Source organism: Marinobacter lutaoensis (assembly GCF_001981305.1).
Lineage (GTDB): Bacteria > Pseudomonadota > Gammaproteobacteria > Pseudomonadales > Oleiphilaceae > Marinobacter > Marinobacter lutaoensis.
On record NZ_MSCW01000001.1, the window covers coordinates 566,981 to 585,536 of the forward strand.

17 protein-coding genes are annotated in these 18,556 nt (G+C 63.1%); 13 read left to right on the forward strand and 4 right to left on the reverse strand.

The genetic code is table 11. The annotated features are described in order from the left end of the window. Positions 1 to 47 precede the first annotated feature (47 nt). On the forward strand, positions 48 to 1,745 hold the full coding sequence (gene leuA / locus BTO32_RS02645; protein WP_076722867.1) for a 2-isopropylmalate synthase: 1,698 nt from the start codon (positions 48 to 50) through the stop codon (positions 1,743 to 1,745). Positions 1,746 to 1,823: 78 nt separating this feature from the next. Here the strand turns inward: leuA and BTO32_RS02650 are convergent, their stop codons facing one another. The 3 genes from BTO32_RS02650 to xseA all read right to left on the reverse strand — a co-directional run bounded on the left by BTO32_RS02650 (position 1,824) and on the right by xseA (position 5,613). Continuing rightward, a complete protein-coding gene (locus tag BTO32_RS02650; protein ID WP_076722868.1) occupies positions 1,824 to 2,033 on the reverse strand; it encodes a cold-shock protein in 210 nt (69 codons plus the stop codon). A gap of 267 nt (positions 2,034 to 2,300) precedes the next feature. Next, positions 2,301 to 4,184 (reverse strand): propionyl-CoA synthetase, encoded by a 1,884-nt coding sequence (locus tag BTO32_RS02655; RefSeq protein WP_425435212.1) that lies wholly within the window; start codon positions 4,182 to 4,184, stop codon positions 2,301 to 2,303. 91 nt (positions 4,185 to 4,275) lie between these two features. Beyond that, positions 4,276 to 5,613 carry an exodeoxyribonuclease VII large subunit gene (gene xseA / locus BTO32_RS02660; RefSeq protein WP_076722870.1) on the reverse strand — a complete coding sequence of 446 codons (1,338 nt, stop codon included), beginning with the start codon at positions 5,611 to 5,613 and terminating at the stop codon, positions 4,276 to 4,278. Between the two features lie 256 nt (positions 5,614 to 5,869). Here xseA and guaB point away from each other — a divergent pair, with 256 nt between their 5' ends. The 6 genes from guaB to BTO32_RS02690 all read left to right on the forward strand — a co-directional run bounded on the left by guaB (position 5,870) and on the right by BTO32_RS02690 (position 12,318). Then, positions 5,870 to 7,333: an IMP dehydrogenase gene (guaB, locus tag BTO32_RS02665; RefSeq protein ID WP_076722871.1), complete on the forward strand. Its 1,464-nt coding sequence runs from the start codon at positions 5,870 to 5,872 to the stop codon at positions 7,331 to 7,333. 63 nt (positions 7,334 to 7,396) lie between these two features. Further along, positions 7,397 to 8,974, forward strand: a complete 1,578-nt coding sequence (gene guaA, locus BTO32_RS02670; protein WP_076722872.1) for a glutamine-hydrolyzing GMP synthase — start codon at positions 7,397 to 7,399, stop codon at positions 8,972 to 8,974. A 20-nt stretch (positions 8,975 to 8,994) separates the two neighbouring features. Next, positions 8,995 to 9,498, forward strand: a complete 504-nt coding sequence (gene tadA / locus BTO32_RS02675; protein ID WP_076722873.1) for a tRNA adenosine(34) deaminase TadA — start codon at positions 8,995 to 8,997, stop codon at positions 9,496 to 9,498. 9 nt (positions 9,499 to 9,507) lie between these two features. Then, on the forward strand, positions 9,508 to 10,512 hold the full coding sequence (gene galE / locus BTO32_RS02680) for a UDP-glucose 4-epimerase GalE (protein ID WP_076722874.1): 1,005 nt from the start codon (positions 9,508 to 9,510) through the stop codon (positions 10,510 to 10,512). A 33-nt stretch (positions 10,513 to 10,545) separates the two neighbouring features. Further along, entirely contained in the window at positions 10,546 to 11,892 is a 1,347-nt protein-coding gene (locus tag BTO32_RS02685) for a UDP-glucose dehydrogenase family protein (protein ID WP_076722875.1), read from the forward strand. 3 nt (positions 11,893 to 11,895) lie between these two features. Further along, on the forward strand, positions 11,896 to 12,318 hold the full coding sequence (locus tag BTO32_RS02690; protein ID WP_076722876.1) for an HIT domain-containing protein: 423 nt from the start codon (positions 11,896 to 11,898) through the stop codon (positions 12,316 to 12,318). 6 nt (positions 12,319 to 12,324) lie between these two features. Here the strand turns inward: BTO32_RS02690 and fabR are convergent, their stop codons facing one another. Further along, a complete protein-coding gene (gene fabR, locus BTO32_RS02695) occupies positions 12,325 to 12,942 on the reverse strand; it encodes an HTH-type transcriptional repressor FabR (RefSeq protein WP_076722877.1) in 618 nt (205 codons plus the stop codon). 173 nt (positions 12,943 to 13,115) lie between these two features. On the opposite strand from fabR, the gene aspS reads away from it, so the two are divergent. The 6 genes from aspS to ybgC all read left to right on the forward strand — a co-directional run bounded on the left by aspS (position 13,116) and on the right by ybgC (position 18,551). After that, on the forward strand, positions 13,116 to 14,918 hold the full coding sequence (gene aspS, locus BTO32_RS02700) for an aspartate--tRNA ligase (protein ID WP_076722878.1): 1,803 nt from the start codon (positions 13,116 to 13,118) through the stop codon (positions 14,916 to 14,918). Positions 14,919 to 14,976: 58 nt separating this feature from the next. Beyond that, complete coding sequence (locus BTO32_RS02705; RefSeq protein ID WP_076722879.1) at positions 14,977 to 15,720, forward strand: YebC/PmpR family DNA-binding transcriptional regulator; 744 nt, start codon at positions 14,977 to 14,979, stop codon at positions 15,718 to 15,720. Positions 15,721 to 15,737: 17 nt separating this feature from the next. After that, entirely contained in the window at positions 15,738 to 16,259 is a 522-nt protein-coding gene (ruvC, locus tag BTO32_RS02710; protein WP_076722880.1) for a crossover junction endodeoxyribonuclease RuvC, read from the forward strand. A 33-nt stretch (positions 16,260 to 16,292) separates the two neighbouring features. Beyond that, positions 16,293 to 16,925 (forward strand): Holliday junction branch migration protein RuvA, encoded by a 633-nt coding sequence (gene ruvA / locus BTO32_RS02715; protein WP_076722881.1) that lies wholly within the window; start codon positions 16,293 to 16,295, stop codon positions 16,923 to 16,925. A gap of 151 nt (positions 16,926 to 17,076) precedes the next feature. Beyond that, entirely contained in the window at positions 17,077 to 18,105 is a 1,029-nt protein-coding gene (gene ruvB, locus BTO32_RS02720) for a Holliday junction branch migration DNA helicase RuvB (protein ID WP_076722882.1), read from the forward strand. Then, entirely contained in the window at positions 18,102 to 18,551 is a 450-nt protein-coding gene (ybgC, locus tag BTO32_RS02725; RefSeq protein ID WP_076722883.1) for a tol-pal system-associated acyl-CoA thioesterase, read from the forward strand. The genes ruvB and ybgC overlap by 4 nt, the downstream gene beginning before the upstream one ends. The last annotated feature ends 5 nt before the right edge of the window (positions 18,552 to 18,556 follow it).

Here is an 18,556-nt window from a genome sequence, read left to right on the forward strand (position 1 = left end):
GGTAATGAAATCGCAGCATCCTCTGATACTGGCAAGGAATTCGACCCATGGCCTTCGATCATCGCAAATACACGGCTTTCAAACCCATCGCCAAGAGCGACCGGCGCTGGCCCGACCGGGTCATCGAAAAGGCGCCGGACTGGTGTGCAGTGGATCTCCGGGATGGTAATCAGGCATTGGTCAAACCGATGTCCGTGGCACAAAAACAGCGCATGTTCGATTTGCTGGTGAAGCTGGGGTTCAAGGAAATCGAGATCGGTTTTCCCTCGGCCAGCCAACCGGATTTCGATTTTTGTCGCAAGCTGATCGAGGAATGCCGCATTCCGGACGACGTGACCATCCAGGTGCTGACCCAGGCGCGCCCAGAGTTGATCGAACGTACTTTCACGGCCCTGAAAGGGGCCAAACGGGCGATCGTCCATGTCTACAACTCCACCTCCACGGTGCAGAGGGAGCAGGTGTTCGGGCTGGATCGCGCGGGCATTCGGGACATCGCCGAGCGTGGCGCCCGCCTGGTCAGGGACATCGCCGCCCGCCATCCCGAAACCGAGTGGATATTCCAGTATTCCCCGGAGAGTTTCACCGGCACCGAGCTGGACTTCGCGGCCGAGGTGATTGACGCCGTCACCGACATCTGGCGTCCGGACCTGGGGCAGCCGGTCATCATCAATCTGCCGGCAACGGTGGAGATGGCCACGCCCAACGTGTTCGCCGACCAGGTGGAATGGATTTGCGACACCATCCGGCACCGGGAGCACCTGCGCATCAGCGTCCACACCCACAATGACCGGGGCTGCGCGGTCGCCGCAGCGGAGCTGGCGGTGATGGCTGGCGCCGACCGGGTTGAAGGCACGCTGATGGGCAACGGCGAACGCACCGGCAACATGGATCTGGTGACCATGGCCATGAACCTGTATTCCCAAGGCATTGATCCGACGCTGGATCTGTCCGGTATGGCGGAAATCACCGAGGTGGTGGAAGCCTGTACCGAGATTGCGACTCATCCGCGCCACCCCTACGCCGGCGAATTGGTGTTTACGGCGTTTTCCGGTAGCCATCAGGATGCCATCCGCAAGTGTCTGGCGCGGCGCAGGGAGGGGGACACCTGGAACGTCGCCTACTTGCCGATCGATCCGTCCGACGTGGGCCGCCGTTACGAGGAAGTGGTCCGGATCAACAGTCAATCCGGCAAGGGGGGCGTTGCCTACGTGCTGGAGCGGGACTATAACATCAGCCTGCCACGCTGGCTGCAGATCGAGTTCAGCAAGGTGGTGCAGCGGGAGGCGGAAACCAACGGGGGCGAAATCGATTCCCACACCATCCACCGATTGTTTGAGGCGCACTACCTGCGGGTTCGGCCCGGCTGGGCGCTGCGATCCTATGACCTGCATCGCGACGAGCATGGTGTGCGGGCGGACGTGGTGATCGGTACCGACGACAGTCCGGTCCGCCTGGAGGGCCGTGGCCTGGGGGCCGTGGAGGCGGTTTCGGATGCCCTGGAACGGTATTTTTCGGTCGATATTGCGGTGGAGGCGTACGATGAGTTCGCGCTGGAGGAGGGGACCAGTGCCAAGGCTTTGGCCTGCATCCGGCTGAATGCCAACGGTGAGCCCCGCAGCGCCGCAGCCCTGGCGGAAGATACCACATCGGCAACCCTGCAGGCGCTGTTTTCGGCGGTGGCGCAGGCGGTTGAGGTGACACCGGCGGTCGAGGCTGGACGGGCAGCCGCCGCGGAGACGGTCTGACCAAAAAACAAGCCGGCGAATCGCCGGCTTGTTTCCTTGTTGCCCGTGAGGGTCAAGGCGTTGTGGGCATGACCCTGCTCACAGGGGGGTGACGTTTTCCGCCTGAGGGCCTTTCGGACCCTGGGTCACAGTGAACTGGACCTGCTGACCTTCCGTCAGGGTGCGGAAACCGGAACCGTTGATTGCACTGTAGTGAACGAACACGTCACTGCCGCTGTCCTGGGCGATGAAGCCAAAGCCCTTGGATTCGTTGAACCACTTCACGTGGCCGGTTTTGGTGTCGGACATTGATCTTTCCTGTACTTTCCAAAAGTTTGCCCTCACGGGACCTTGTGTTCCTTTTGGGAACCTTTGCTGAGAAATCCAGAGAATACTGAGGAAGGGGCAACGAAACGCACGGAGGCAGGACGTTGTAACGCTTTCACAGAATACCGCTGTACTTTCACAGCATTTTCAGTATAGACCGACTTTTTAGGGCGTCAACGGTTTTTTTGGTGCCGTTGACGCCCATTTTATTCCTTATAAAACAAGTGGTTATTGACGGATTTGGGGCGGTTAGCCACGGAACTTTTCGCTGATCTCCTCCAGGATTGCCGGGTCGTCGATGGTGCTGGGAACCGAGTAATCCTCCCCGTCCGCAATCTGCCGGATGATCCGGCGCAGAATCTTGCCTGAGCGGGTCTTCGGTAGGCGGTCCACGACCATGGCCCGTCGGAAACAGGCGATGGCCCCGATCCTGTCCCGCACCATTTCCACCAGTTCCTCTTCCAGCTCATCGTGGTCGATGGTGGCGCCGTCCTTGATCAGTACCAGACCGATTGGCACCTGGCCCTTAAGGTCGTCGTGGGCGCCCACCACGCAGCACTCGGCGACGGCCGGGTGCGACGCCACCACCTCCTCCATTTCCCCGGTGGACAGTCGATGGCCGGCGACGTTGATAACGTCGTCGGTGCGGCCCATGATGAATACGTAGCCGTCGTCATCGATGTAACCGCCGTCACCGGAGCTGTAATAGCCGGGAATTGGATCCAGATAGGTCTTCCGGAACCGGTCGTCGTCGCCCCATACGGTGGTCATGCAGCCGGGGGGCAGAGGCAACTTGACCGCGATCTGGCCCTGTTCGCCCGCCGCGACCTGGGCGCCGTTGATGTCGATTACCTGAACGTTGAACCCGGGGGAGGGTACGGTGGCCGAACCAGGCTTGGTTTCCATCATCTCGATGCCGACCGGGTTGCAGCAGATGGCCCAGCCGGTTTCCGTCTGCCACCAGTGGTCGAGCACCGGCAGGCCCGTGTGCTCCTTCAGCCACTCATACGTGGGCGGGTCCAGCCGCTCCCCCGCAAGGAAAATCCGCTTCAGGGAGGAAATGTCGTACCGCTGCAGGTGGTCGGCTTCGGGATCTTCCTTGCGCACCGCACGAAACGCGGTGGGGGCGGTAAACAGCAGATTGACGCCGTGATCCTGAACCACGCGCCAGAAGGCGCCGGCGTCCGGTGTCTTCACCGGTTTGCCTTCATACAGAACGGTGGTGCAACCGGCGAACAGTGGGCCGTACACGATGTAGCTGTGACCGACCACCCAGCCGACATCGGACGCGGCCCAGAAGACATCCCCGGGGTTGGCGTCGTATACGAGTTTCATGCTGTAACGGAGGGCCACGGCGTGGCCGCCGTTGTCCCGAACCACGCCTTTAGGCTTGCCGGTGGTGCCGGAGGTGTACAGGATGTAGAGCGGGTCGGTGGCCTGGACCGGCTCCGGCTCGGCGGGCGTGGCGCCGGCCATCAGTGCTTCCCAGTCCAGGTCCCGCCCGGCCTCAAGGTCGGCATGCGCCTGCGGTCGCTGGAGTACCACACAGAACTCCGGTTTGTGTTGAGACTGGGCGATGGCCTTGTCCACCAAGGGCTTGTACTCGATCACCCGTGACACTTCGATGCCGCAGGACGCAGTGATCAGAGCCTTGGGTCGGGCGTCCTCTATACGGACCGCCAGCTCGTGTGGGGCAAAACCTCCGAACACTACGGAGTGAACCGCGCCGAGGCGGGCGCAGGCCAGCATGGCAACGGCGGCCTGGGGCACCATGGGCATGTAGATGACCACCCGGTCGCCCTTCCGGATGCCCTGGGATTTCAGAGCGCCGGCGAAACGGGCCACTGCGTCCCGGAGCTGGTTGTAGGTGTAGCTCTGCTGAGTTTGGCTGACGGGGGAGTCGTAGATCAGGGCGACCTGGTCGCCGCGGCCGGCCCGGATATTGGCGTCAAGGGCAACATCGCAGGTGTTGAGGACGCCGTCGGGGAACCATTCGCCATGGCCGTTGGCCTTGGCTCGCCAGATGGTGTCGGGCGGAGTGATCCAGTCAATTGCCGCGGCCTGCTCGCGCCAAAACTCGTCACGCTGGTCTATGGAACGCCGGAATTCGGAGTTATAGCCCATAAGCTTCACCTCATTGTGCCTGTTGTTGTTTTGTTATCCGTGTCAACAACTGTATGCGCTTTGGGCGTCCGGGCTAGTAGACCAATGGCGTAGTTGCCGGCTATTCCTCCCCGGTTTTGACCGAGGTCACCTCGGCCTGGATTTCACCTCGGCCGACGCGTGCCGAGATCGGGTCGCCGGGGGTGAGTACACCGGCGTTGCGGACAATGGTGCCGCTCGGGCCCCGGACGATGGCGTAGCCCCGGCCCAGGGTGGCGAGCGGGCTGACCAGATGCAGGGTCTGACCGAGATGATCGGCGCGGTCCCGTTGCCGGCGTAACCGGTGGCCGATGGCGGCCAGCAGGCGGTCCCGGGCCTGTTTCAGGCGCTCGCTGGCGGCGTCGATTCGTCGGGCCGGCGTTTGCATGTCCAGCCGCTGGTGCAGGTGGCGGGTCAGCAGCCACCGGTGTTCGATCGCCTGCGTCATGGCTTTGCCCAGTCTCAGGTCCAGGTCGTCCAGTCGCTGGGCTTTGTCCTGGAGCTCCCGGCGGGGGTCTCGCAACCGGCGGGCCAGCTGGACCAGTCGTTCCTCCTGCCGCTGGATCCGGCGCCGGGCGGCGTGGCCGAGGCGCTGCTCCAGCTCGGCGAGTCGTCGCAGCCACTGGCTTTGGTCCGGAGAGACCTTTTCGGCGGCGGCTGAAGGGGTGGGGGCCCGCAGGTCCGCCACGAAATCGGCAATGGTGACATCCACCTCGTGCCCGACCGCGCTCACTGTGGGGAGGGTGCAGGCGGCGATGGCCCGGGCCACCGCTTCCTCGTTGAAGCACCAGAGGTCTTCCAGCGAGCCACCGCCCCGGCCGATGATCAGCAGGTCGGCGACGCCATGGGCCTGGGCCCGTTCGATCGCCTGGACGATTTCCGCAGTAGCGGTCTTACCCTGCACGGACGTTGGATACAGCGTCACCGGAATGGCGGGGCAGCGCCGGGCCAGCACGGTCAGGATATCGTGAATGGCCGCGCCGGTGGGTGAGGTGACGACCCCGATGTGCCGGGGCAGGGTCGGCACCGGTTTTTTCCGGGCGGTGTCGAACAGCCCCTCCGCCTGCAGCTTCCGTTTCAATTCCTCGAAGGCCTGCTGCAGGGCGCCCAGTCCCGCCGGTTCCAGATGCTCCACGACAATCTGGAAGTCGCCCCGGTTCTCGTACAGCGTCACCTTGCCCCGGATCCGGACCTGGTCGCCCTCCCGGGGTGGTGAGGAGAGCCGCTGGTTGAACCCCCGGAACATCGCGCATCGGACTTGGCATTTCGAGTCCTTCAGCGAGAAGTACCAGTGCCCGGACGAGGGGCGGGAGAATCCGGACAGTTCCCCCTCGACCCAGACCTGCATGAAACTGGTTTCCAGCAGGTGCCGGGCCTGGTGGTTCAGTTCGCTGACGGTCAGCGCGCGCGACGGGCGCATCGGTTCGGGCGAGCCCGCAGGGGCTTGGAATGGCGAGGGCAAGGTGGTCTCCGTGGTCGGGTTATACGCATTAGCCGAAAAATATGGCGCAAAAAGGCTTTTGATTCAAACGGATGCGATCGGGGGGCTGGAAAGGCGCGGTTTACTGTCCAGAGGTGCCCCTTTATAATGGATCGATTAAGGATTTTGCTTTGCCGCGCCGCTCGTTGCGTGGTACCCAAACTTCCAAGTTAGCACGTTCAAAAGGCGGATCCCAATGCTGCGAATTGCTGAAGAAGCCCTCACGTTTGATGACGTTCTGCTGGTTCCCGGATACTCGGAGGTCCTGCCGCATCAGGTCGACCTGAAAACCCGGCTGACGCGCAACATTACGCTGAACATCCCCCTGGTGTCCGCGGCCATGGACACGGTGACCGAAGCCGAGCTGGCCATCGCCATGGCCCAGGAGGGTGGGATCGGGATCATCCACAAGAACATGACCGTCGAGCAACAGGCCGCGGCGGTGCGCAAGGTCAAGAAATTCGAGAGCGGCGTGGTGAAGGATCCGATCACTGTGACTCCGGACACCACCGTGCGGGAACTGGTCGACATCACCACCGCCAACAGCATCTCCGGCCTGCCGGTGGTGGACGGCAATGATCTGGTGGGTATCGTCACCGGCCGCGACATCCGTTTCGAAAGCCGCATGGACACCCCGGTCCGGGACATCATGACGCCAAAGGATAAACTGGTCACGGTCAAGGAAGGGGCAAGCCTGGACGAAGTCAAGGAGCTGCTGCACCGGCACCGGATCGAAAAAGTGCTGGTGGTCAACGACGACTTCGAGCTGCGCGGCCTGATCACCGTCAAGGACATCCAGAAGGCCAACGACTATCCGCTGGCCTGTAAGGATGAGCTGGGCCGCCTGCGGGTCGGGGCTGCCGTCAGCACGGGCGGCGATACCGAAACCCGTATCGCCGCCCTGGCCGAGGCCGGTGTCGACGTGATCGTGGTGGATACCGCCCATGGCCACTCCCGGGGCGTGATCGAGCGGGTCCGTTGGGTCAAGGCCAACTTCCCGGAAGTGCAGGTGATTGGCGGCAACATTGCCACCGCCGAGGCCGCCATTGCCCTGGCCGACGCGGGCGCAGATGCGGTCAAGGTCGGTATCGGGCCGGGCTCCATCTGTACCACCCGCATCGTGGCCGGTATCGGCGTTCCCCAGATCTCCGCAGTATCCAACGTTGCCGCCGCGTTGCGTGATCGTGATGTTCCGCTGATTGCCGACGGGGGCATTCGCTTCTCTGGTGACATCGCCAAGGCCATTGCCGCCGGCGCCCACAGCGTGATGATCGGCAGCCTGCTGGCCGGCACCGACGAGGCGCCGGGCGAAGTCGAGCTGTATCAGGGCCGAAGCTACAAAGCCTACCGTGGCATGGGGTCGCTCGGCGCCATGGGGCAGGGCTCCAGTGACCGCTACTTCCAGGATGCCAGCAAGGGCATCGAAAAGCTGGTTCCGGAAGGCATCGAGGGCCGCGTGGCCTGTAAGGGGCCGATGCGCAACATCGTGCACCAGTTGGTGGGTGGCTTGCGGGCCGCGATGGGCTATACCGGCAGCGTCAACATGGAAGAAATGCGTACCCGGCCGGAGTTCGTGCGCATCACCAACGCCGGCATGCGCGAGAGTCACGTGCACGACGTGACCATTACCAAGGAAGCGCCCAACTACCGAATCGGCTGAGCATTGCAAACAGAACGCGGCCCGGGACCGGGCCGCGTTGTTTATTTTCGATCCGAGGACCCCATGGCCCAGAACATTCACGACCACCGTATCCTGATTCTCGACTTTGGTTCCCAGTACACCCAGCTGATCGCCCGCCGGGTCCGGGAAATTGGCGTGTACTGTGAAATCAAGGCGTACGACATTTCCGATGAAGAGCTCGAGGCCTTCAGACCCAAGGGCATCATTCTCGCGGGGGGGCCGGAATCCGTCACCAAGCTGGATGGCCCGCGCGCGCCGGACGGGCTGTTCGATCGCGGCATCCCCATTCTCGGTATCTGCTATGGCATGCAGACCATGGCCGAGCAGCTGGGTGGTCGGGTGGCCAGTTCGGACAAGCGGGAGTTCGGCTATGCACAGGTGAAAGTCCGTGCTCGCAGCCCGCTGTTGCAGGACATCACCGATCACCTGACCGCCACCGGCGAATCGTTGCTGGATGTCTGGATGAGTCATGGCGACAAGGTGGTGGCGATGCCCGAGGGCTTCGAACTGCTGGCTTCCACCGAAAGCGCTCCGATCGCCGCCATGCAGGATCTCAAACGCCATCTGTACGGTGTCCAGTTCCACCCGGAGGTCACCCACACCCTGCAGGGCAAACGCATCCTCGAGCACTTCGTACTGGGCATCTGCCAGTGCGAGGCGCTGTGGACGCCGGCCAAGATCGTGGACGACGCGGTCCAGCAGATCCGTGATCTGGTGGGGGGCGAGAAAGTCCTGCTGGGCCTGTCCGGCGGTGTCGACTCCTCGGTCACCGCGGCGCTGCTGCACAAGGCCATCGGCGATCAGCTGACCTGCGTGTTCGTGGACAACGGCCTCCTGCGTCTGCATGAGGGCGACCAGGTCATGGACATGTTCTCCCGCAACATGGGGGTCAAGGTGATTCGGGTGGATGCCGAAGACCTATTCCTGGAACGGCTGAAAGGTGTTCAGGATCCGGAGCAGAAGCGCAAGATCATTGGCAATACCTTCATTGAGGTCTTCGACGCCGAAGCGGCGAAGATTCAGGATGTGAACTGGCTGGCCCAGGGCACCATCTACCCGGACGTCATCGAGTCCGCCGCGTCCAAGACTGGCAAGGCGCATGTGATCAAGTCGCACCACAATGTGGGTGGCCTGCCGGAAACCATGAAGCTGAAGCTGGTCGAACCGCTGCGCGAGCTGTTCAAGGACGAGGTTCGGCGCATTGGCTTGGAGCTTGGCCTGCCGTATGACATGGTGTACCGCCACCCATTCCCGGGGCCTGGCCTTGGCGTACGCATCCTGGGCGAGGTGAAGAAGGAATACGCCGATATTCTCCGGCGCGCGGATGCCATCTTCCTGGAGGAGCTGCACCGTGCCGACCTGTACCACAAGACCAGCCAAGCCTTCGCGGTGTTCTTGCCGGTCAAGTCCGTGGGCGTGGTGGGCGATGCCCGCCGCTACGAGTATGTGATCGCTCTGCGAGCCGTTGAAACCGTGGACTTCATGACGGCGCGCTGGGCTCACTTACCGTACGAGCTGCTGGAGAAGGTGTCCAACCGCATCATCAACGAGATCACCGGCGTTTCCCGGGTGACCTACGACATCTCCTCGAAACCGCCGGCAACCATCGAGTGGGAGTGATCCGGCCGTTGGCCTAGCCCATGACGGACATCCTTAGCGAAGACGAAAAGTGGATGGCGCGGGCTCTGGAGCTGGCCCGCCAGGCCGAACGCCAGGGCGAAGTGCCCGTGGGGGCGGTGGTGGTGCTCGACGGGCGCGAAGTCGGGGCCGGCTACAACACCCCGATCACCGCCTGCGACCCAACCGCCCACGCGGAAATCCGGGCGCTGCGCGACGCCGCTGCCCGGATCGGCAACTACCGGTTGGCCGGGGCGACACTTTACGTGACGCTGGAGCCCTGTACTATGTGTGTCGGCGCCATCGTCCACAGCCGTATCAGTCGCCTGGTCTATGGTGCCACCGAACCCAAGGCGGGCGCGGTGGAGTCTGCCCGCCGGACCCTGGAAGAGCCTTATCTGAACTGGTCGGTTGAGACCGTAGGTGGGGTGCTCCGGGACGCATGCAGCGAGATCATCAGCCACTTTTTCAGCCGCCGCCGGCAGGAGATTCGCCGGCGGCGGCAGTCATCTTCAGGGAAGGAGTAGCCTTTACCCATGAAAGTGCTCGTTACCGGCGGTGCCGGATACATTGGCAGTCACGTGGTGCGGCAGCTGAGTGCCGCCGGCCATGACGTGGTGGTGTTCGACAACCTCTCGACCGGCTATCGCTGGGCGGTCACCTCCGGCGAGTTGGTGGTGGGGGACTTGGCGGATGAGTCCGCCATCGAGGCGGTGTTCGCCGCCCACCGCTTCGAGGCGGTGCTGCATTTCGCCGCCAGCATCGTGGTGCCCGAGTCGGTGGCCAATCCTCTCAAGTACTACAGCAACAACACCCGCAACACGCTTAACCTGCTGCGTGCCATCGAGCGTCATCGGGTGCCTTACCTGGTGTTTTCCTCAACGGCGGCGGTCTATGGCATGCCGGATCGGGAGGTGCTGACCGAGGACCTGCCCCTAGCTCCGATCAACCCCTACGGCGCCTCCAAGATGATGAGCGAACGCATGATCATGGACTTGGCCGCCGCCAGCTCGCTGCGGTATGTCATTCTGCGCTACTTCAACGTCGCAGGCGCCAACCCCGACGGGGTCATTGGCCAAGCGACGCCGGAAGCCACCCACCTGATCAAGGTGGCGTGCGAGTGTGTGACCGGTCAGAGGGACGGCATGAAGGTCTTCGGTACCGACTATGAGACCCGGGACGGCACCTGCGTCCGTGACTATATCCACGTGGAAGACCTGGCCAAGGCTCACGTTATGGCGCTCGACTACATGACCCGGGACGGTGAGTCCCGGGTGCTCAACTGCGGGTATGGTCGGGGCTTTACCGTGCGGGAGGTCATTGATGTCGTCAAGGCGGTGTCCGGGGTGGATTTCCCGGTGACGGAGACCGGCCGGCGGCCCGGCGACCCGGCGGCCCTGATGGCGGACAATACGCGGATCCGGGAGACACTGGGGTGGCAGCCGGATTTCGATGATCTGGAAACCATCGTGCGCACGGCACTGAACTGGGAGGCCATCTGGCAGCGGCGTAAGGCCTCCTCCGGCGGATTTTCCGCTTAACATGATGGCTTTAATTCTATTGGGAATCTGCACATGAAGATTACGATATTTGGCACGGGGTATGTCGGCCTGGTCACGGGCGCCTGTCTGGCGGATGTGGGGCACCATGTCCTGTGCATGGACGTGGATCAGGCCAAGATCGACACACTCAAGAACGGCCAAATCCCGATCTATGAGCCGGGCCTCGAGGATATCGTCAAGCACACGGTAGCCGCCGGCCGGCTGGCGTTCACCACGGACACCGAGGAAGCCGTCAGGCACGGCCAGCTCCAGTTCATCGCGGTCGGTACGCCGCCGGACGAAGACGGTTCCGCAGACCTCCAGTACGTGCTGGCGGTGGCCAAGTCCATCGGCCAGTACATGGACGACTACAAGGTGGTGGTTGACAAGTCCACCGTGCCTGTCGGCACGGGGGATAAGGTCCGGGCGATGGTGCAGGCCCAGCTCGATCATCGCGGCGTGGACCTGGAGTTCGACGTGGTGTCCAACCCCGAGTTTCTGAAGGAAGGCGCGGCGATCAACGATTTTATGAAACCGGACCGGATCGTGGTGGGCACCGACAGCGAGCGTGCTGCCGAGCTGCTGCGGGAAGTGTACTATCCGTTCAACCGGAACCACGACCGGATGATCTTCATGGACATCCGCTCCGCGGAGCTGACCAAGTACGCCGCCAACTCCATGCTGGCCACGAAAATCAGCTTCATGAACGAGATGGCGAACCTGGCCGAGCGGCTGGGCGCCGATATCGAGGCGGTGCGTCGTGGCATCGGCTCCGATCCCCGCATCGGTTACCACTTCATCTACCCTGGTTGCGGTTATGGCGGCTCCTGCTTTCCTAAGGACGTGCAGGCCCTGGCCCGGACGGCCAGGGACTGTGGTTACGAGGCGCGCTTGTTGAACGCGGTGGAAGCGGTGAATTACGCGCAGAAGCATGTCCTGTTCGACAAGATCAGCCATTACTTCAAGGGGGAGCTCGAAGGTCGGGTGATTGCCCTGTGGGGGTTGGCCTTCAAGCCCAATACCGACGACATGCGCGAGGCCTCGTCCCGGACCCTGATGGAGGATCTCTGGAAAGCCGGCGCCTCGGTACAGGCGTTCGATCCGGAGGCCATGGAAGAGACCCAGCGCATCTATGGTGATCAGCCGGGGCTGACCCTGTGCGGTACCAAGGAGCAGGCGCTCAAGGGGGCGGATGTGCTGGTCATCTGCACCGAGTGGAAGGAATTCCGGTCGCCGGATTTCGATGTGATTGCTCAGGCGCTGCGTGAGCCGGTGATCTTCGACGGCCGCAACCTGTATGAGCCCGAAATGGTGGAGCGTCATGGGTTGGTCTACTACGCCATCGGGCGTGGTCGTAACCAGTTCCACTCGGCGGTATGAGCCATGGCCGGTTCCGCTTTCGTGTGTCATGAGCGCCTGGCGGCCGACACCGTGCTGCTGGGGCTCAGTCGGCTGTGCCAGGTGCGGTTGATGAACGACCGCACCTGGCCGTGGGTACTGCTGGTGCCGGCGGTGCCCGGCATTCGGGAGATCTACGAGCTGGCACCGGATCAGCGCCAGCGGCTGATGGAGGAGTCCTGTCTTCTCGGCGAGGCCATGATGACGGCTTTCGGCGGCGACAAACTGAATGTCGCCGCGCTCGGCAACATGGTACCCCAGCTGCATTTACACCACATTGTCCGCCACCAGGGGGACCCGGCCTGGCCGGGGCCGGTCTGGGGACGGCAGGCGCCTGTGCCTTACGACGAACCGGAGCTGGCCCGGGTGCGCCAGTTGCTGGCGCCCGCCATCGAACGGCTGGCCTGATCCGGGTCAGCCGGTTTTTTTGGCCAGGGTCTGGGACCCGACCAGGATCATCCTCAGCTCAGTCTTGAGCTTGTCCTTCAGTTCCTCCCGCTCCCTGGGCGTGGCGTCCAGGGCCTCCGCACCCTGGTTGAACACCAGGGTGACCATGGCCTCGGCCACCAGTCGGGCATCCGACAGGGGTTTGTCCTGCTCTTCGGCGAAGCGCCGGAGATCGTCGGCCAGCTCCGTGACGAAGTGGTCGATCTCTGCCTTGATGGCGGTGCGGAAGGGTTTGGAAACCCCCGTGCGCTCCCGCAGCATCAACCGGAACAGGTTGGCGTTGTTACCAAGGTATTCCATGAAGGTGTCCACCGATGTGGCGATCGCGCTGCCATCCCGGGCAATGCGCTTGCGGGCTTGGCGCATCAGCTGGCGCAGGGCGACGCCGCCTTCGTCGACCAGCGCCAAGCCAAGCTCGTCAAGATCGGAGAAATGACGGTAGAACGAGGTGGGGGCGATGCCGGCCTCGCGGGCAACCTCGCGGAGGCTGAGGCTGCCAAATCCCCGGTCCGCACTCAGTTGGGACAGCGCCGCATCCATCAGGGCCCGTCGCGTTCGCAGTTTCTGTTCCGCCCTGGTTGACAAGGTATGACTCCGTTCGCAGAGGAAATTCGGCATTCTAGCGGGCCGCCCGGTCAGCGTCACGCGGCACCGGATTCGCGCGCAATCACGCCTGATTTTCAGGGGCATTGTGTTTATAATGGGCGGCTTTTCGAGAACGCATTACATTGCACATTTCAGACACTACGGGAACCGGTATGCGCAGTCATTATTGCGGTGGGATCAACGAAGCCCACATCGATCAGGAAGTCACACTTTGCGGATGGGTACACCGCCGCCGTGATCATGGCGGGGTCATATTCCTGGATCTGCGGGATCGGGACGGCATGGCCCAAGTGGTGGTCGATCCTGACACGCCTGAGAGCTTTGCGCTGGCGGAAAAGGTACGCAGCGAGTATGTCGTCAAGGTCACGGGCCGTGTTCGCCGCCGTCCGGCCGGGACCGAGAACAGCAACATGCCGACGGGTCAGGTTGAGCTCCTGTGCAAGGAGCTGGCCATCCTGAACGCCTCCGCCACCCCGCCGTTCCCGCTGGACGAGTACGTTGACGTGGGTGAGGATGTCCGCCTGCGCTACCGTTTCGTGGACCTGCGCCGCCCGGAGATGATCAACCGGCTGCGGTTCCGCTCCCGGGTCACCAGCTATATCCGCAACTTCCTCGACAGCCGCGGTTTCATGGACGTGGAGACCCCGATCCTGACCCGTGCCACGCCCGAAGGGGCCCGGGACTACCTGGTGCCGAGCCGGACCCACGAGGGCGCCTTCTTTGCCTTGCCGCAGTCCCCGCAGCTGTTCAAGCAGCTGCTGATGGTGGCCGGCGTCGACCGCTACTACCAGATCGCCAAGTGCTTCCGGGACGAGGACCTGCGTGCCGATCGCCAGCCGGAATTTACCCAGGTGGACATCGAGGCGTCGTTCATCGACGAGCAGACGCTGATGCAGCTCAACGAGGACATGATCCGATCCCTGTTCCGTGATGTGCTGTCGGTGGAGTTGCCCGAGTTCCCGCGCATGCCTTACGCCGAGGCCATGCGGCGCTATGGCAGCGACAAACCGGACCTGCGTATTCCGCTGGAGCTGGTGGATGTCAATGATCTGGTCGAGGGTGTGGAGTTCAAAGTGTTCTCCGGTCCCGCCAAGGACCCGAAAGGCCGGGTGGCGGCCCTGCGCGTGCCCAAGGGCGGCGAGCTGACCCGCAAACAGATCGATGACTACACCCGGTTCGTGGGTATCTACGGCGCCAAAGGTCTGGCCTACATCAAGGTGAACGAGCTGGCCAAAGGCGCCGAGGGGCTGCAATCGCCCATCGTCAAGTTCCTTGGTGACGACGTGGCCCTGGCAATCATGGAACGGGTGGGCGCCGAGGATGGCGACATCGTGTTCTTCGGCGCCGATAAGGCGACCGTGGTAAACGAGGCGCTGGGCGCGTTGCGGGTGAAGCTTGGCCACGACCTGAAGCTGCTGACCTGCGAGTGGGCGCCACTGTGGGTGGTGGATTTCCCGATGTTCGAGGAAACCCCGGACGGTGGGCTGACCGCCATTCATCACCCGTTCACGGCACCTTCCTGCAGTCCGGAGGAGCTGGAAGCCAACCCCGCAGCGGCCCTGTCTCGCGCTTATGACATGGTGCTTAACGGCACCGAGCTGGGTGGAGGCTCCATTCGTATCCATGATGAAACCATGCAGGAAACGGTGTTCCGGATCCTGGGGATCGACCAAGCGGAGGCCCGGGCCAAGTTTGGCTTCCTACTGGATGCCCTCAAGTTTGGTTGCCCGCCCCACGGTGGCCTTGCCTTCGGGCTCGACCGCCTGGTCATGCTGATGACCGGCGCCTCGTCGATCCGTGACGTGATCGCATTCCCGAAAACCCAGAGCGCCACCTGCCTCATGACCCAGGCGCCGGGCGAAGTGGATGAAAAGCAGCTGCGCGAGCTGCATATTCGTCTGCGGCGTTCCGCCAAGGCTGCCGAGGGCAACAAGGCGGAAGGCGACAAACCGTAAGTGGCAATGGCGGGAGTGGGGCGTGGCCCCACTCCCGGACGATGGATGGAGTGTTGATATGGCGGGTCATAGCAAGTGGGCCAACATCAAGCACCGCAAGGCGGCCCAGGATGCCAAACGTGGCAAGATCTTCACCAAAATCATCCGGGAACTGACGGTGGCGGCGCGCCTTGGTGGCCCCAATCCCGAGGACAATCCGCGCCTGCGCGCCGTCGTCGACAAGGCCCTGACGGCCAATATGAAAAAAGACACCATCGAGCGGGCCATTGAGCGGGGGGCCGGTGGGGGTGACGATGGTAACTACGAGGAGCTGACCTACGAGGGCTACGGCCCTGGCGGGGTGGCCATCTATGTCGAGGCCATGACCGATAACCGCAACCGTACCGTGGCCGAGGTCCGGCATGCGTTTTCCAAACATGGGGGCAACCTCGGCACCGACGGCTCCGTGGCTTACCTGTTCACCAAGCAGGGGGTTATCAGTTACGGCCCCGGAGTGGACGAGGACAAACTGATGGAAGCGGCCCTGGAAGCCGGGACCGAGGACCTGGCCGCGCAGGATGACGGCTCCTTTGAAATCGTGACCGCGCCCGAGCAATTTCTGGATGTCAAGGAAGCGCTGGTCAATGCCGGCCTGACGCCGGACAATGCGGAAGTCACCATGGTGCCGTCCACCCGGGTCGAGCTGGACCGGGACGGTGCGGAAACGATCCTCAAGCTGATCGACATGCTGGAGGATCTGGACGATGTCCAGAATGTGTATCACAACGCGGAGATTTCCGCTGAAATCATGGACTCCCTCTGAATGGCTGGAGGCTGACCGTGCCGATCATTCTCGGGGTTGATCCCGGTTCCCGTATTACCGGGTACGGGGTCATACGCGCCGAGGGGCGGCTGATCGAATACCTCGACAGCGGCTGTATCCGAGTGGGTGAGAAGCCCATGGCGGAGCGGCTTCGGGTCATTTTCCAGAGCCTGGCGACCCTGATCGGCGAGTATCGTCCCGAGGAGTTCGCCATCGAGCAGGTGTTTATGGCGCGCAATCCGGATTCCGCCCTCAAGCTGGGGCAGGCCCGGGGCGCGGCCATTGTCAGTGCCGCCACCAGCGGCCTGGCCGTTCACGAGTACTCCGCCCGTCAGGTCAAGCAAGCCGTGGTTGGCACGGGCGGTGCCGACAAGACTCAGGTTCAGCACATGGTGCAGGCCCTGCTTTCCCTTTCCCGACCTCCCCAGGCGGACGCGGCGGATGCGCTCGCGGTCGCCCTGTGTCATGCCCACATGAGTCAGAGCGTCAGACGCCTGTCGGGTGCCGGCCGGGTGCGTGGTGGCCGGGTGCGCGGGTGATGCGGTCACCCTGGGGCAACAAGGAGAAATCGTTTGATTGGTCGAATCCGAGGTGTATTGGTCGAAAAGGCCCCCGGACGGGCGCTGGTGGAGTGCGCCGGGCTGGGTTACGAAGTTGATATCCCCTATACCACCTTTTTCCACCTCCCGGAGGTGGGGCAGGAGGTCACCCTGCACACCCACTTTGCGGTGCGGGAGGATGCGCAGAGCCTCTACGGATTTGCCTCGAAACTGGATCGGGATCTGTTCCGCCTTCTGATCAAGGTCAGTGGTGTCGGGCCAAAACTGGCGGTTGGCCTGCTGTCCGGCCTGGAGGCCCGGCAGTTCATTCGCTGTGTCGAGGCGCGGGACACCAATGCCCTGGTCAAGCTGCCGGGGGTTGGGAAAAAGACGGCGGAGCGCTTACTGATTGAAATGGCGGACCGGATCGGGCAACTTGAAGGCGGGTTCCAGCACCTGTCGCAGGCAGCGACTGGTCATTCCGAGCCTGGTCCGGCGGTCGTGGCCCTGGGGCCGGACCCCCGTGAGGAGGCGGAAGCGGCGCTGATCGCGCTGGGCTACAAGCCTCAGGAAGCCGCCAAGGCCATCAGTAAGGTGGCGGAGGAGGGCATGTCCAGTGAGGCTCTGATTCGCCTGGCCCTGAAGAACATGATTCCGGCCGGCTGAGGTTTGCGTTTGCGGTCGCGACCTGTCGCCGCAGTGGCACAACCTGTAGAGAGCGTAACGTGACACCCCTGGGGGCATTAGTACAATTGAGCGTGTCCCAAGGGGTGCCGCGACTGCGCCGGTACGAAGTTGAATCCCGAAAGGTGGGTACATGATTGAATCCGACCGACTGATCTCCGCCACGGCCGGCGATTACGAGGAAGTCCACGACCGTGCGATCCGTCCGACCCTGCTGGCGGAGTATGTGGGGCAGCCGGCGGTGCGCGAACAGATGGAAATCTTCATCTCGGCCGCGCGGGCGCGCAAGGAAGCCCTGGATCATGTCCTGATCTTCGGCCCTCCCGGCCTCGGCAAGACCACCCTGGCGAACATCATCGCCAATGAAATGGGGGTGTCCATAAAGACCACCTCCGGTCCGGTGCTGGAAAAGGCCGGAGACCTCGCCGCCATGCTCACCAACCTCGAGGAAGGGGACGTCCTGTTCATCGATGAAATTCATCGCCTGAGCGCCGCGGTCGAGGAAGTGCTCTATCCGGCCATGGAAGATTACCAGCTCGACATCATGATCGGTGAAGGCCCTGCCGCACGCTCCATCAAGCTGGATCTGCCGCCGTTTACCCTGGTGGGGGCAACCACCCGTGCCGGCCTGCTGACGTCACCGCTGAGGGACCGCTTCGGCATCGTTCAGCGGCTGGAGTTCTACAGTACCGAGGACCTGACCCGAATCATTCTCCGCTCCGCCCGCCTGTCCTGCGTCGACATCGACGAGGCGGGAGCCTATGAAATTGCACGCCGTTCCCGGGGCACGCCCCGGATCGCCAACCGCCTGCTGCGCCGGGTTCGCGATTTCGCGGAAGTGCGCTCCAATGGCCATATCAGCGCCGAGGTGGCCGATCAGGCGCTGAATATGCTGAAAGTGGACAACCAGGGTTTTGACCACATGGACCGGCGCCTGTTACTGGCGATGATCGAAAAGTTCGACGGCGGGCCGGTGGGGGTCGACAGCCTGGCCGCCGCGATCAGTGAAGAGCGCGGTACCATTGAGGATGTGCTCGAACCCTTCCTGATTCAACAGGGGTTCATCGTCCGTACGCCCAGAGGGCGGATGGTAACCTCAAACGCCTACCTGCATTTTGGCGTGACGCCGCCCCGGAGTGGAGCGGAGGGGGAACGGCCTTGACGGCAGCACCGGTCGCGCCGGATGGATTCGAGTTGCCGGTCCGCGTCTACATCGAGGACACGGACGCCGGTGGCATCGTGTTCCATGCCAAGTATCTGCATTATATGGAGCGGGCCCGGACCGAGTGGGTCCGCAGTTGCGGCGTGGGCCTGCGGGCCGGCCTTGCGGAAAACATCAGCTACGTGGTGCAGAAGATGAACATTCATTATGTCGCGCCCGCGAGGCTGGATGACCAGCTTCTGGTCACGGCCGAGCCCACCGGATACGGCCGTGTCTGGATGGCCTTCCGGCAGCGGGTCGTGCGCGCGTCGGACCGACGCCTGTTGTGCGAGGCCGATGTGCGGGTCGCCTGCGTGGCCCTCGATACCGGCCGGCCCCGGCGTCTGCCGGATAACATGCAAGCGTTGCTGACACGGCGTGTTTCGCAACCGGACACGATTCAGTAAACAGC